Here is a 12,980-nt window from a genome sequence, read left to right on the forward strand (position 1 = left end):
GGGTCAGGCCGGCTCGGCGGTCCCGACCCGGTCCACGATGCCGTCCGCGCCCTCCGCCTTGGCGCAGTGCGCGCAGCAGTAGAAGCGGCCGTCCACCGCGACGCCGTGGCCGACGATCTGCACGCGGCAGTGCTCGCAGATCGGTGCCATCCGGTGGATCGCGCACTCGAAGCTGTCGAAGACGTGCACCACCCCCTGGGCGTGCACTTCGAAGCTCATCTCGTAGTCGTTTCCGCAAACCTCGCAACGGGCCATGAGGCACAGGCTGCGGATCCGCCTGCTGCCGGGCAACACAGCTCGCGGAGCGGAGCGGGGTCTGCTGCCCGCTTTCACCCGGACGGCGGTGGACGGCACTCAGGCGTCAGCCGTGTACATCCTCAGCGGGTCGGACCGCCTTCAGCAGCTCGGCGAAGCGTGCCTCGTCGATGACCGGGGTGCCGACCTGCCGGGCCTTGGCCGCCTTGGTGGTGAAGGAGTCGGGGTCGTTGGTGACCAGCAGGCTGGTGAGGCGGCTGACGGAGGAGGCGACGTGCAGTCCGGCGTCGGTGGCCCGGTCCTCCAGGAGTTCGCGGTCGATGCCGGTGTCGCCGGAGAACGCCACCCGCATCCCCTGCACCAAGGGCCCGTCCGCCGCCAGCCGCCCCGGGTTGGGGTAGGGGCAGACCGGTCGCTTGCGGGCGGGCCGCCAGCCGGAGTTGCCGTAGCCGGAGCCGCTGACCCGGCCGTAGCGGGGGCCGGGCACGGCGGCTTCCTCGCCGGGGCGGGCGGCGCTGTCCTTCCACTCCGTCAGGGGGCGGCAGGCGTGCAGCGGCAGCGGTAGTTCGGCGGCGGCCGCCAGGTGCAGGCTCGGCCGGAACGCCTCGGCCAGCACCCGCGCGTCGTCCAGCGCGTGGTGCGCACGGCGCTGCACGACGCCGTAGTGGGCGGCGAGCGTCTCCAACTTGTGGTTGGCCAGCGGCAGCCGCAGCTCCTTGGCCAGCACGATCGTGCACAACCGGTGCTCGACCTGGGCGGTGGTCTGCGCGCGGGCGAACTCCCTTGCCAGCATGGACCAGTCGAAGACCGCGTTGTGGGCGACGAGCACCCGTCCGGCCAGCCGCTCGGCGAGTTCGCCGGCGATCTCGGGGAACAGCGGCGCCTCGGCGAGCATCGCGCCGGTGAGGCCGTGGATCCACACCGGGCCAGGGTCGCGCAGCGGGTTGACCGGTGTGTACCAGTGGTCCTGCACCTCGCCCCGGGCGTCCAGCCGGTAGACCGCCGCGGACACGATCCGGTCGTCCCTGCCGAGGCCGGTGGTCTCGACGTCGACCACGGCGTACCCGGCGGGGTAGCCCGCGGGCCACGGTGCGGGCGCGGGCGCCGGTACGGCGACCGGAGCGGGCGCGGGCACCGAAGTCGCGGGCGCGGCCCCGGTCTCGGGAACGGGCGCCGCCCCGGGCTCGGAATCGGCGCCGGTCGCGGGCGGTGTCGGGAACGGCGTCGCCCTCGGCCCGCCGGAGACGGGAGACGGGTCGGTCCGGTTGTCCAGCATGGTCATTGAGGATAAGCGCCGTCGCCGACAGCGTTTTCCACCCCACCCCCGAGCGAGTCCGGCATACCAGTCGGTAACAACGTCTGGCGGACCGCCGTTGGGCGACTCTATGGTGCGTTCATGCCAGATCTGCCGAACGTGGTGCTGTGGTCGGTGCCGGCCTTCGTGCTGCTCACCGTCGTGGAGATGGTGAGTTACCGGATCCACCCCGACGAGGACTCCGCCGGTTACGCCGGCAAGGACACCGCCGCGAGCCTGTCCATGGGCACCGGCAGCCTGTTCACCGACGCGCTGTGGAAGATCCCGATCGTGGCGCTCTACTCCGCCGTGTACGCGCTGACCCCGCTGCGGGTGCCGGTGCACTGGTGGACGCTGCTGCTCGTGCTGCTCGCGCAGGACTTCTTCTACTACTGGTCGCACCGCGGGCACCACGTGATCCGCATCCTGTGGGCCTGCCACGTCGTGCACCACTCCAGCCGCAACTTCAACCTCTCCACGGCGTTGCGCCAGCCCTGGACCAGCCTCACCTCCTGGCCGTTCTACCTGCCGCTCATCGTGCTCGGCGTGCATCCGGCGGTGCTCGCGTTCTGCACGTCGGTCAACCTCGTCTACCAGTTCTGGATCCACACCGAACGCGTCGACAGGCTGCCACGCCCGGCGGAGTTCGTCCTCAACACCCCCTCGCACCACCGCGTGCACCACGCCTCCCAAGGCGGCTACCTGGACCGCAACTTCGGCGGCATCCTCATCGTCTGGGACCGCCTGTTCGGCTCGTTCGCGCCGGAGACCGAGCGTCCCGTCTACGGGTTGACCAAGAACATCTCCACCTACAACCCGCTGCGGGTCGCCACCCACGAGTACGCCGCCATCGCCCGCGACGTCGCCGCCGCCCGCACCTGGCGCGACCGCGCACGCCACCTCGTGCTCGGCCCGGGCTGGCGCCCGGAGGCCGCCCCCGGCGCCGCCGCGCACCCGGACGCCGCCGTGCCCCCGGAGGGCGCCACCCTCCCCGCGGCGGCCGAACTCCGCTAGCGCGGACGCGCCCCGCCGGGGCCGGCCGCTGCCCCCGCGCGCCCTCAGCCATCGCTTCAACAAATTGTTGACAGCCCTGCCCCGTCGCGTACGCTGCGGCGGTACCCGCCACCGCCGCCGCACCGGCGCGGGCGCCCGCGCGCCCGAGCCGGAGCGGCGCAGCCCCCCGGATCACCGCCGGTGCCCTCTAGGGTGGAAGGAGGTGGTACGAGGCGCCGCGCGGGCGCCCCGGCGCGAGAGGAGGAACCGTGCTCGTCGACACGTACGGTCGGGTGGCCACGGACCTTCGGGTCTCGCTGACCGACCGCTGCAACCTGCGCTGCACGTACTGCATGCCCGAGGAGGGCATGCAGTGGCTGGCCAAACCCGATCTGCTCACCGACGACGAGATCGTCCGGCTGATCCGGATCGCCGTCACCGACCTCGGCGTCACCGACGTGCGCTTCACCGGCGGCGAGCCGCTGCTGCGCCCCGGCCTGGTCGGCATCGTGGAGCGCTGCGCCGCCCTGCTGCCGCGCCCGAAGCTCTCCCTGACCACCAACGGCATCGGGCTGGGTCGCACCGCCGCCGCCCTGCGCGCGGCCGGCCTGGACCGGGTCAACGTCTCGCTCGACACCTTGCGCCCGGATGTCTTCCACACCCTGACCCGCCGCAACCGGCACCAGGACGTGCTCGACGGCCTCGACGCCGCCCGCGCCGCCGGGCTCGCTCCCGTGAAGGTCAACTCCGTGCTGATGCGGGGGGTCAACGACGACGAGGCCCCCGAACTGCTGCGCTGGGCACTGGCGGAGGGCTACGAGCTGCGGTTCATCGAGCAGATGCCGCTCGACGCCCAGCACGGCTGGCAGCGCACGGACATGGTCACCGCCGAGGAGATCCTCGGCGCGCTGCGGACCCGCTTCACCCTCACCGCCGAGGGCGAGCCGGCCCGCGGCCACGCGCCCGCCGAGCGCTGGCTGGTGGACGGCGGCCCGGCCCGGGTCGGCGTGATCGCGTCGGTCACCCGGCCGTTCTGCCGTGCCTGCGACCGCACCCGGCTGACCGCCGACGGCCAGGTGCGCAACTGCCTGTTCGCCCGCGAGGAGTCCGACCTGCGCGGCGCGCTGCGCTCCGGCGCCCCGGACCACGAGGTCGCCGCGCGGTGGAAGGCGGCGATGTGGGGCAAGAAGGCCGGCTCGGGCCTGGACGACCCGGCCTTCCTCCAGCCGGACCGCCCGATGTCAGCCATCGGCGGCTGACCGCTCCTGCCATTCCGTCAGCGCGACCACGTCCTTGAGGAAGCCGCGCGCGCCGAGGAACCGGGACAGGTGCTCGCGGTGCTCCTCGCAGGCCAGCCAGGTCTTGCGCCGCTCGGGCGTGTGCAGCTTCGGGTTGTTCCAGGCCAGTACCCACACGGCCGGCACCCGGCAGCCCTTGGCCGAGCAGGTCGGCGTCTCGTCGCTCATGGCACCCAGTAAACATGGCGACGCCGGGCAGCCACGGGGGGAGCCGCCCGGCGTCGGTCCATCGCTCCGACGGGGGATACGGAGCGCGTACCGCAGTATGTCACGCGGTCAGCCGCTCGTGGAGGGGGAACCCGATGATTGATCTGAGCTTTTCTTGAGGTTCCCCGCGAGCTGCCATAGGTCTAGACCTATCCATGATCGCGCCAGGGGGAATCAGCCCACGTCGGGGCGCTCGCCCGCCGGTTCCTGTCCCGGGTCCGCCGCCGCTTCCGCCATGGGTTCCGGTGCCCGCTCGGCCGCCGACTCCACCCGGGTCGGCTCCAGGGCCGGCCGGATCAACGGCGGCACGTAGGAGGAGGGCAGCGTCGGGGTGTTCTCCCGGCCCGCGTTCGCGAACACGACGGCCACGTACGGCAGCAGCAGGCCGAGCACGAGCGTCGCCCAGGCCAGCGGCCGCTCGACGTTCCACAGCACCACGGTGAGGATCACCGAGAGGGTGCGGATCGACATGGAGATGATGTAGCGCCGCTGGCGCCCGCGTACGTCCTCGGTCAGTCCGGTCCGTGCCCCGGAAATCGGGAAGACCTCCGACCCGCCCTGCTTCCGCATCCCGCTCCACCCGCCTGCTCCACGCATCGGACCGCGCCGATCACGGGTCACGACGCTGCTGCCCGACGGGTCCACGGTACGCCGCCGGGTCCCCGCGCATCAGGGTGGGGGAGCTGCCCGCGTGCCGTGCCGGGCCTGGCCGGCCCCGAGCGGTAGTGGGCCCTCCGACGTGCGGCGTAGGAGGACCGGACGGAGACTGGCGGCACGACTGCCGGGCACCCGCTGCCCGGCCGGAGGAGGCGAACGGCATGGGCTGGTTGTGGGCGATCATCGTCGGTCTGGTGCTCGGTCTGATCGCCAAGGCGATCATCCCGGGCAAGCAGAGCCTGCCCCTGTGGCTCACCGTCATCTGCGGTATGGCCGGCAGCGCACTCGGCAACGGTGCGGCCCGCTGGATCGGGGTCGACGACACCAAGGGCTTCGACTGGACCCGGCACGCCCTCCAACTCGTCGGCGCGATCGTGCTCGTGGCCCTCGGCGACGGGCTGTGGGCCGCCTACAAGGGCCGAAAGCGCAGCACCACGGTGTGACCGGCGCGGCCGGGGCGGGAGGCGCCGTACGCGGGCGCAGCGTGTCGCGTCGGGCGGGTCGCCGCGTCAGCCGCGGGGCTGCTCCGATGACGCCTTCCACCGCCGCAGCCACCGCGGAGGCACCGGGCCGGTGAGCCACACCCCGTTGTCACTGACCCGGAACTCGTGGCCGTCCGCGGCCAGTCCGGCCGCGTCCACCACCAGCACGAGCGGGCTGCCGTGCCGCGCGCCGACCCGCAGGGCCGTCTCCACGTCGGCCGACAGGTGCACGTCCTGCCGGGACATCGGGCGCAGCCCCTCCGCCCGGATCGACGGCCATGTGGCGGTCGCGGTGCCGTGGTAGAGCACGTCGGGGGGAACGGCGGCCGCCAGGCCCAGGTCGACCGGGACCGAGTGGCCCTGACTGGCCCGGATCCGGCGGCCGTCGGCGGAGAAGGCGAAACGCTTCTTGTTGTTCGTCGCGACCACGTGGTCCAGGTCGGCCCGCGAGCAGCGGCGGCCCTTGGCGGCGCACGCGGCCAGCAGCTCCTCCACGTCCACCCAGCCGCCGCCGTCGAGCGTGACGCCGACCGCCTGCGGGTCGTGCCGCAGCACCCGTGACAGGAACTTCGAGACCTTGACGGTCTGCTTCTCGTCGAGCATGTGCGTCCGCCCCCTCGGCGGGGCCGGCCGGGCGCACCCCGGCCGGCCCGGGTCCGGTCAGACTCCCTGGCTGACCGAACTCATGTTGAAATCGGGAATCCGCAGCGCCGGAGTGGCGGCGCGGGTGAAGTAGTCGCCCCACTCGCGGGGCAGGGTGCGCTCGGTGCGGCCGGCCTCGGTGGCCCGGCCCAGCAGGTCGACCGGCGACTCGTTGAAGCGGAAGTTGTTCACCGCACCGGTCACCTCGCCGCCCTCCACCAGGTACACGCCGTCCCGGGTCAGGCCGGTCAGCAGCAGCGTCGCCGGGTCCACCTCGCGGATGTACCACAGGCAGGTCAGCAGCAGGCCGCGCTCGGTGCCGGCGACCATCTCCTCCAGGGACCGTGTGCCGCCCGCGTCGAGCACCATGTTGTCCACCATGGGGGCGAGCGGCACACCGGTCAGCTCCGCGCTGTGCCGCGTGGTGATCAGCTGGTTGAGGGTGCCGTCGCGCACCCAGTCCACCGGGCCGAGCGGCAGTCCGTTGTCGAAGACCGAGGAGTCGTCGCCGGAGGCGTGCGCGATGACGAACGGCGCCGCCTCCAGGCCCGGTTCCGCCGGGTCGCTGCGCAGCGTCACCGGCAGCGAGGCGATCTTCTCGCCGATCCGGGTCTCGCCGCCGCTCCGGCTGAACACGGTGCGGCCCTCGGCGGCGTCCCGCGCCCCGGACGACCACAGCTGGTAGATCAGCAGGTCCGCGACCGCGGTGGGCGGCAGCAGCGTTTCGTACCGCCCCGCCGGCAGGTCCACCTTGCGCTCCGCCCAGCCCAGCCGCTGCGCCAGCTCGGTGTCCAGCGCCAGCGGATCGACGTCGGTGAAGTCGCGGGTGGCGCGGCCGGCCCACGCTGAGCGGGTGCGGTCGGGCGACTTCGCGTTCACCTCGAGGGTGCCGGACGGCTGGTCGTGCCGCAGGCGCAGCCCGGTGGAGGTGCCCAGGTAGGTGGAGGTGACGAAGTGGTGGGCGAAGCCGTACAGCTCCCGGCTGCCGGCCCGGGCGGTGGCGAAGGCCTCGCCCAGCGCGGGCGCGAAGGCCGCGAAGACCTCGGAGGAGGTCTCGGCGGGCGGTGCGGTGAAGTCGGCCGACGGGGCGCGGCCGGCCGCCAGCGGCTGGGCGTCCTCGGCGGGTCCCGCCTCCCGGGCGGCGGCCTCCGCGGCCCGCACCAGCGACTCCAGCTCCTCGGCGCTCACCGCGGAACGCGACACGGTGCCCGACGCGGTGCCCTCGGCGCCGTCGACGGTGGCGATCACCGTCAGGGTCCGGCCGCGGGTCACGCCGTTCGTGGTCAGGGAGTTGGCCGCCCAACGCAGATTGGCGCTCGACTCCTCGTCCGCGATCACCACGCAGCCGTCGGCCCGGGACAGCTCCAGGGCCCGCTCGACGATCTCGTGCGGCTTGGTCGCCGCGCTGCTGGCGCTGCTGGTCATCGGCCGGCCTCCTGCGTGGTGTTGAGAATGCTGACGTCCCGGAAGAGGGCGGAGGGGCAGCCGTGGCTGACCGCCGCGACCTGGCCCGGCTGGGCCTTGCCGCAGTTGAACGCGCCACCGAGCACGTAGGTCTGCGGGCCGCCGACCGCCGCCATCGAACCCCAGAAGTCGGTGGTGGTGGCCTGGTACGCGACGTCCTTGAGCTGGCCGGCGAGCCTGCCGTGCTCGATCCGGAAGAACCGCTGGCCGGTGAACTGGAAGTTGTACCGCTGCATGTCGATCGACCAGGAGCGGTCGCCGACCACGTAGATCCCGCGGTCGACCGAGCCGATCAGCTCCTCGGTGGACGGTCCGTCCGGTGCGGGCTGCAACGACACGTTCGCCATGCGCTGCACCGGGACGTGGCCGGGGGAGTCCGCGAACGCGCAGCCGTTGGACCGCTCGAACCCGGTGAGCTTCGCGATCCGCCGGTCGAGCTGGTAGCCGACCAGGACGCCGTCGCGCACCAGGTCCCAGGACTGGCCGGCCACGCCCTCGTCGTCGAACCCGACGGTGGCCAGGCCGTGCTCGGCGGTCCGGTCGCCCGTCACGTTCATGTGCGAGGAGCCGTACTTCAGGGTGCCGAGCTGGTCGAAGGTGGCGAAGGAGGTGCCGGCGTAGGCCGCTTCGTAACCCAGCGCGCGGTCCAGCTCGGTGGCGTGGCCGACCGACTCGTGGATGGTCAGCCACAGGTTCGACGGGTCGACCACCAGGTCGTACCGCCCCGCCTCGACCGAGGGGGCGCGCATTTTCTCGGCCAGCAGACCCGGGATTGCGGCGAGTTCACCGTCCCAGTCCCAGGTGTCCCCGGTCAGGTACTCCCAGCCGCGGCCGACCGGCGGGGCGAGGGTGCGCATCGAGTCGAAGTCGCCGCTGTCCGGGTCGACCGACACCGCGGTCAGCGACGGGTGCAGCCGGATGCGCTGCTGGGTGGTGCTGGTCCCGGCGGTGTCGGCGTAGAACTTGTTCTCCTGCACGGTGAGCAGCGACGCGTCCACGTGGGAGACGCCCTCGGCGCGCAGCAGGCGCTCGCTCCACTCGGCGAGCAGACCGGTCTTCTCCGGGTCGGGCACGTCGAACGGATTGACCTCGTAGGCCGACACCCAGGTGCGGTCCGCGTACACCGGCTCGGCGGCCAGCTCCACCCTCTCCTGCGAACCGGCGGCGTCGATCACCTTCGCCGACAGCTTCGCCATCGCGACGGCCTGCGCGGCGACCTTGGCCGCGCCGTCCATCGTCAGGTCCACGCCGGCGGCGAAGCCCCACGCCCCGCCGTGCACGACGCGCACCGCGTATCCCAGGTCGGTGGAGTCGGAGGCGCCGGCCGGGCGGGCGTCCCGCAACCGCCACGCCGCGCTGCGCACCCGCTCCAGCCGGAAGTCCGCGTGCTCCACCCCCAGCGCACGCGCCCTCGCCAACGCGGCGTCGGCAAGCGCGCGCAACGGCAACGCCACGAACGACTCATCCACCTCATGCGGCACGACGATCTTCCCTTCCTTCGCGTCTTCGCAGTGAACCATGTCCGCGGCACCCCGCGACGGAGATTTCCGCCCGCCTGTGGACAACTCCCCGGCCGCCCACCGCGCCCCGCCCGACACCGCGTCCGGCGCCTCGTCCGAAGCCCTGTCCGAAGCCCCGTCCGGTGTCGTGCGCGACGTCGCGTCCGATGTCGCGTTCGAACAGCGCGCCCCGGATCCACGTGCCCCCGCTCGCCCCGCCACCGGGTCCGGTGTCCACGTGGACGGCGGCCGCTCCCGCACGACGGCGCAGGCAGCGGTACGGGTACGGTGCAGGTGACGCCGACCGGCGGCGCCGTGCGCGGCGCTTGGATCGGCGTGCCACTTCGGGGACCGGAAATCTGGGTCCGGACCAGTGGCGACGCGGGGACTGTAGGAATCCGACAGGGACCGCGTTACCAGGCTGTGGGGGGCGATCCCCCGGAACGCGGTGGTTGCCGATAGTTTTCAGGCATACACCACGACCATCGACGCAGGGAAAGAGTGATCCGTTGAGCCGCTCGGTTCTCGTCACCGGAGGAAACCGGGGCATCGGCCTCGCCATCGCCCGGGCCTTCGCCGACGCGGGCGACAAGGTCGCCATCACGTACCGGTCGGGCGAGCCGCCCGCGGAGCTCGCCGAGTTGGGCGTGCTCGCCGTGCGCTGCGACATCACCGACGCGGAGCAGGTGGAGCAGGCGTACAAGGAGGTCGAGGAAAAGCACGGCAACGTGGAGGTGCTCGTCGCCAACGCCGGCATCACCCGCGACCAGCTGCTGATGCGCATGTCCGAGGAGGACTTCACCGCCGTCCTCGAGACGAACCTCGTGGGCACCTTCCGCGTGGTCAAGCGCGCCAACCGCGGCATGCTGCGGGCCAAGAAGGGCCGGGTCGTGCTGATCTCGTCCGTGGTGGGGCTGCTGGGCAGCGCCGGGCAGGCCAACTACGCCGCGTCCAAGGCGGGCCTGGTGGGCTTCGCCCGCTCGCTCGCCCGCGAACTGGGCTCGCGCAACCTCACGTTCAACGTCGTCGCCCCCGGTTTCGTCGACACCGACATGACCCGGGCGCTCACCGACGAACAGCGGGCCGGCATCGTCGCCCAGGTGCCGCTGGGTCGGTACGCGCGGGCCGAGGAGGTCGCCGCCACGGTGCGCTTCCTCGCCTCGGACGACGCCTCGTACATCACTGGAGCCGTCATCCCCGTTGACGGCGGATTGGGCATGGGTCACTGATCACATGAGCGGAATCCTCGAAGGCAAGCGCATCCTGATCACCGGTGTTCTGATGGAGTCCTCCATCGCCTTCCACGCCGCCCGGCTGGCGCAGGAGCAGGGCGCCGAGATCATCCTCAGCGCGTTCCCCCGGCCCACGCTGACCGCGCGGATCGCCAAGAAGCTCCCCAAGCCGACGAACGTCATCGAGCTCGACGTGACCAACGACGAGCACCTGGCCGGCCTCGAAGAGGTCATCCGCAAGGAGCTCGGCGGTCTCGACGGGATCCTGCACTCCATCGGGTTCGCCCCGCAGGACGCCCTCGGCGGCAACTTCCTCGAGACGCCGTTCGAGTCGGTGGCGACCGCGATGCACGTCTCGGCGTACTCGCTGAAGTCCCTCACCATGGCGTGCCTGCCGCTGATGACCGAGCCGAGCGGCCCGGACGCGGTGGGCGGCGGCTCGGTGGTCGGCATGACCTTCGACGCGCAGTACGCCTGGCACCAGTACGACTGGATGGGCCCGGCCAAGGCCGCGCTCGAGTCGACGTCCCGGTACCTCGCCCGCTACCTCGGCGACAAGAACGTGCGCTGCAACCTGGTGTCGGCCGGCCCGATCGGTTCCATGGCGGCCAAGTCGATCCCCGGCTTCACCGACCTGGCCGACACGTGGAACTCCCGCTCCCCGCTGGCGTGGGACCTCTCCGACCCCGAGCCGGCCGGCCGCGCCGTGGTGGCCCTGCTGTCGGACTGGTTCCCCAAGACGACCGGCGAGATCATCCACGTCGACGGCGGCCTGCACGCCGTCGGCGGCTGACCTCCGCGAGGTCCGCACACGCGCGGCCCCGTGCGCGACGGCCCCCTGCCCCTGCGGGCGGGGGGCCGTCGCGCTCCCGCGTCCCGTCCTTCGGTCATGCCCGGGGCGCGGGGCGGTTCACGCCCGGGGCGTGACGAAGCGGCAGAAGAAGGCGTGTTCGCGGGCCTCGGCGGCGGCGCGGTCGGCGTCCCCCGCGCGGATGGCACCGACCAGCCGGGCGTGGTCGACGTGGTCCTCTGGCCGGAGTTCGGGCCCGAGGTCGGCGCGCAGGAAGTCCCGGAGCACCTCGCCCAGGTCCGCGTAGAGCGCGGTGAGCACGTCGTTGTGCGAGGCCGCCACCACCGCGAGGTGAAAGGTGACGTCCGCCTGGATGAAGGACTCGGCGCCGCCCGAGTCCCAGGCCCGCTCGCGCCGGTCCAGCAGGGTGTCGAGCTGCCGCAGATCCGCGTCCCGACGCCGCTCGGCGGCCAGCCCGGCCGCGCTGGCCTCCAGCGAGCTGCGCAGCTCGGCGACGTGCAGCGGGTCGGCGCCGGAGAAACGGCGCTGCATCACCCCGGCGAGCTCGCTGGTCGCGATGACGTACGTGCCCGAGCCCTGCCGGATGTCCAGCAGCCCGTTGTGCGCCAGGGCGCGGACCGCCTCGCGGACGGTGTTGCGGGCGACGCCGAGCTGCGCGACCAGCTCGGGCTCGGTCGGGATGCGCGAGCCGACCGGCCAGTTTCCTGAGGCGATCTCCGCGCGCAGCCGATCGATGACCTGGTCGGCGAGGAGCGCCGGGCGGGACACGGGTCCGAGATTCATCCCATCATTCTATGATGGCTCCATGTACGATGACGAATCCCTCGCCCTCGACCCCGTCGCGGTCGCCCCCGGGCGCCCCGCGAGCCTGGTGCCCGGCACCCCCGGACCCGATCGGACGGCGGACCGGCCGGCCCCGCCCGCCCCCTGGGTGCGCCGCCTCGTCATCGCCGCTCTGATCCTTGCCGCGGTCAACCTGCGCCCCGCCATCACCAGCCTCGGCGCCCTGCTCAAGGAGGTCCGCGACGGCCTCGGCATGAGCGGCACCATGGCCGGGCTGCTCACCTCGGTGCCCGCCGCCTGCTTCGCGCTGTTCGGTTTCGCCGCCCCCCGGCTGGCCCGCCGCTTCGGGCCCGGCGCGGTCGTCTGCGCCGGGATGGTCGCCATCGCCTCCGGCCTGGTGCTGCGCCCGCTGTCCGGCAGCACCCCGGTCTTCCTGGTCACCAGCGCGCTCGCGCTCGGCGGGATCGCGGTCTCCAACGTGCTCATGCCGGTGATCGTCAAGCGCTACTTCCCCGATCGGGTCGGCACCGTCACCGGCATCTACTCGATGGCCCTGTCGCTGGGCACCGCCGTGGCCGCGGCGGTCACCGTGCCCCTCACCGACGCGATGGGCGGCAACTGGCGGCTGGGTCTGGGCATGTGGGCCGTGCTCGCCGTGGTCGCGATCGTGCCCTGGCTGCCGCTGGTACGGGACAGGTCGGGGCAGCGGCCGGCAGCGCGGGCAGGCACCGCACCCGAGCCGGCCGCGGGCGAGCACGGCCGCATCACCCGCAGCCGCACCGCCAGGATGCTCGCCTGGTACTTCGGGCTCCAGGGCACCGCCGCCTACGTGACCATGGGCTGGATGCCGCAGATCTTCCGGGACGCCGGACTGTCGGCGGGCAAGGCGGGCCTGCTGCTCGGCGTCACCATGGTGATCGCGGTCCCGCTGTCCTTCGTCCTGCCGCCGCTCGCCGCCCGTATGGGCTCCCAGGGCGCGATCGTCGTGGTGCTCGCGGTGTTCCAGGTCGCCGGGTTCGCCGGGCTGTGGACCGCGCCGGCCGCCGCGCCGTGGCTGTGGGCGGTGCTGCTCGGCGTCGCCAACTGCGCGTTCCCGCTGGTGCTGACGATGATCGGGATGCGCTCGCGGAGCGGAGCAGGCGTCGTACGGCTGTCGGCGTTCGCCCAGAGCACCGGCTACCTGATCTCCATCCCCGGCCCGATCCTGGTGGGCACGCTCAACCAGGTCAGCGGCGGCTGGGGCCTGCCGATGGCGCTGATGATCCTGCTGGTGGTGCCCCAGGTCCTGTGCGGGATGCTGGCCGGGCGCAACCGCCAGATCGAGGACGAACTCTGACCCCGGTGCGGGCCGCCCGGGAGACGG

At 72.8% G+C, this 12,980-nt stretch carries 14 protein-coding genes; 6 read left to right on the plus strand and 8 right to left on the minus strand.

The annotated features are described in order from the left end of the window. Nucleotides 1–3 precede the first annotated feature (3 nt). Nucleotides 4–255, minus strand: a complete 252-nt coding sequence (locus C4U44_RS03745) for a hypothetical protein (protein WP_103884086.1) — start codon at nt 253–255, stop codon at nt 4–6. Nucleotides 256–361: 106 nt separating this feature from the next. Further along, nucleotides 362–1,531, minus strand: coding sequence for a DEDDh family exonuclease (locus C4U44_RS03750; RefSeq protein WP_103884201.1), 1,170 nt, complete (start codon nt 1,529–1,531; stop codon nt 362–364). A 120-nt stretch (nt 1,532–1,651) separates the two neighbouring features. Here C4U44_RS03750 and C4U44_RS03755 point away from each other — a divergent pair, with 120 nt between their 5' ends. Both C4U44_RS03755 and moaA read left to right on the plus strand, forming a co-directional pair. Further along, on the plus strand, nt 1,652–2,563 hold the full coding sequence (locus tag C4U44_RS03755) for a sterol desaturase family protein (protein ID WP_103884087.1): 912 nt from the start codon (nt 1,652–1,654) through the stop codon (nt 2,561–2,563). A 248-nt stretch (nt 2,564–2,811) separates the two neighbouring features. Further along, a complete protein-coding gene (moaA, locus tag C4U44_RS03760; RefSeq protein ID WP_103884088.1) occupies nt 2,812–3,801 on the plus strand; it encodes a GTP 3',8-cyclase MoaA in 990 nt (329 codons plus the stop codon). Here moaA and C4U44_RS03765 read toward each other — a convergent pair. Both C4U44_RS03765 and C4U44_RS03770 read right to left on the minus strand, forming a co-directional pair. Beyond that, nucleotides 3,784–4,008 carry a hypothetical protein gene (locus C4U44_RS03765; protein WP_103884089.1) on the minus strand — a complete coding sequence of 75 codons (225 nt, stop codon included), beginning with the start codon at nt 4,006–4,008 and terminating at the stop codon, nt 3,784–3,786. The genes moaA and C4U44_RS03765 overlap by 18 nt on opposite strands. 213 nt (nt 4,009–4,221) lie before the next feature. Further along, nucleotides 4,222–4,617, minus strand: a complete 396-nt coding sequence (locus tag C4U44_RS03770) for a DUF3099 domain-containing protein (RefSeq protein WP_103884090.1) — start codon at nt 4,615–4,617, stop codon at nt 4,222–4,224. Between the two features lie 248 nt (nt 4,618–4,865). On the opposite strand from C4U44_RS03770, the gene C4U44_RS03775 reads away from it, so the two are divergent. Next, the gene (locus C4U44_RS03775; RefSeq protein WP_103884091.1) at nt 4,866–5,147 is read left to right on the plus strand and encodes a GlsB/YeaQ/YmgE family stress response membrane protein; all 282 of its coding nucleotides are present in this window, start codon (nt 4,866–4,868) and stop codon (nt 5,145–5,147) included. 66 nt (nt 5,148–5,213) lie between these two features. Here C4U44_RS03775 and C4U44_RS03780 read toward each other — a convergent pair whose 3' ends face one another. The 3 genes from C4U44_RS03780 to C4U44_RS03790 are packed head-to-tail and all read right to left on the minus strand — an operon-like array spanning nt 5,214 to nt 8,773. Then, nucleotides 5,214–5,789 carry an RNA 2'-phosphotransferase gene (locus C4U44_RS03780; protein WP_103884092.1) on the minus strand — a complete coding sequence of 192 codons (576 nt, stop codon included), beginning with the start codon at nt 5,787–5,789 and terminating at the stop codon, nt 5,214–5,216. Between the two features lie 57 nt (nt 5,790–5,846). Next, the gene (locus C4U44_RS03785; RefSeq protein ID WP_103884093.1) at nt 5,847–7,253 is read right to left on the minus strand and encodes a metallopeptidase TldD-related protein; all 1,407 of its coding nucleotides are present in this window, start codon (nt 7,251–7,253) and stop codon (nt 5,847–5,849) included. Next, nucleotides 7,250–8,773: a TldD/PmbA family protein gene (locus tag C4U44_RS03790; RefSeq protein ID WP_103884202.1), complete on the minus strand. Its 1,524-nt coding sequence runs from the start codon at nt 8,771–8,773 to the stop codon at nt 7,250–7,252. The genes C4U44_RS03785 and C4U44_RS03790 overlap by 4 nt, the downstream gene beginning before the upstream one ends. Before the next feature lie 527 nt (nt 8,774–9,300). Here C4U44_RS03790 and fabG point away from each other — a divergent pair. Next, complete coding sequence (gene fabG, locus C4U44_RS03800) at nt 9,301–10,020, plus strand: 3-oxoacyl-[acyl-carrier-protein] reductase (protein WP_103884095.1); 720 nt, start codon at nt 9,301–9,303, stop codon at nt 10,018–10,020. A 4-nt stretch (nt 10,021–10,024) separates the two neighbouring features. Further along, complete coding sequence (gene fabI / locus C4U44_RS03805) at nt 10,025–10,816, plus strand: enoyl-ACP reductase FabI (protein WP_103884096.1); 792 nt, start codon at nt 10,025–10,027, stop codon at nt 10,814–10,816. Between the two features lie 117 nt (nt 10,817–10,933). Here fabI and C4U44_RS03810 read toward each other — a convergent pair whose 3' ends face one another. Beyond that, nucleotides 10,934–11,617: a FadR/GntR family transcriptional regulator gene (locus C4U44_RS03810; RefSeq protein ID WP_103884097.1), complete on the minus strand. Its 684-nt coding sequence runs from the start codon at nt 11,615–11,617 to the stop codon at nt 10,934–10,936. A gap of 22 nt (nt 11,618–11,639) precedes the next feature. Between C4U44_RS03810 and C4U44_RS03815 the strand changes: the two genes are divergently transcribed. After that, entirely contained in the window at nt 11,640–12,953 is a 1,314-nt protein-coding gene (locus C4U44_RS03815) for a CynX/NimT family MFS transporter (RefSeq protein ID WP_103884098.1), read from the plus strand. Nucleotides 12,954–12,980: the final 27 nt, after the last annotated feature.

The organism is Actinacidiphila yanglinensis (assembly GCF_900107965.1).
GTDB lineage: Bacteria > Actinomycetota > Actinomycetes > Streptomycetales > Streptomycetaceae > Actinacidiphila > Actinacidiphila yanglinensis.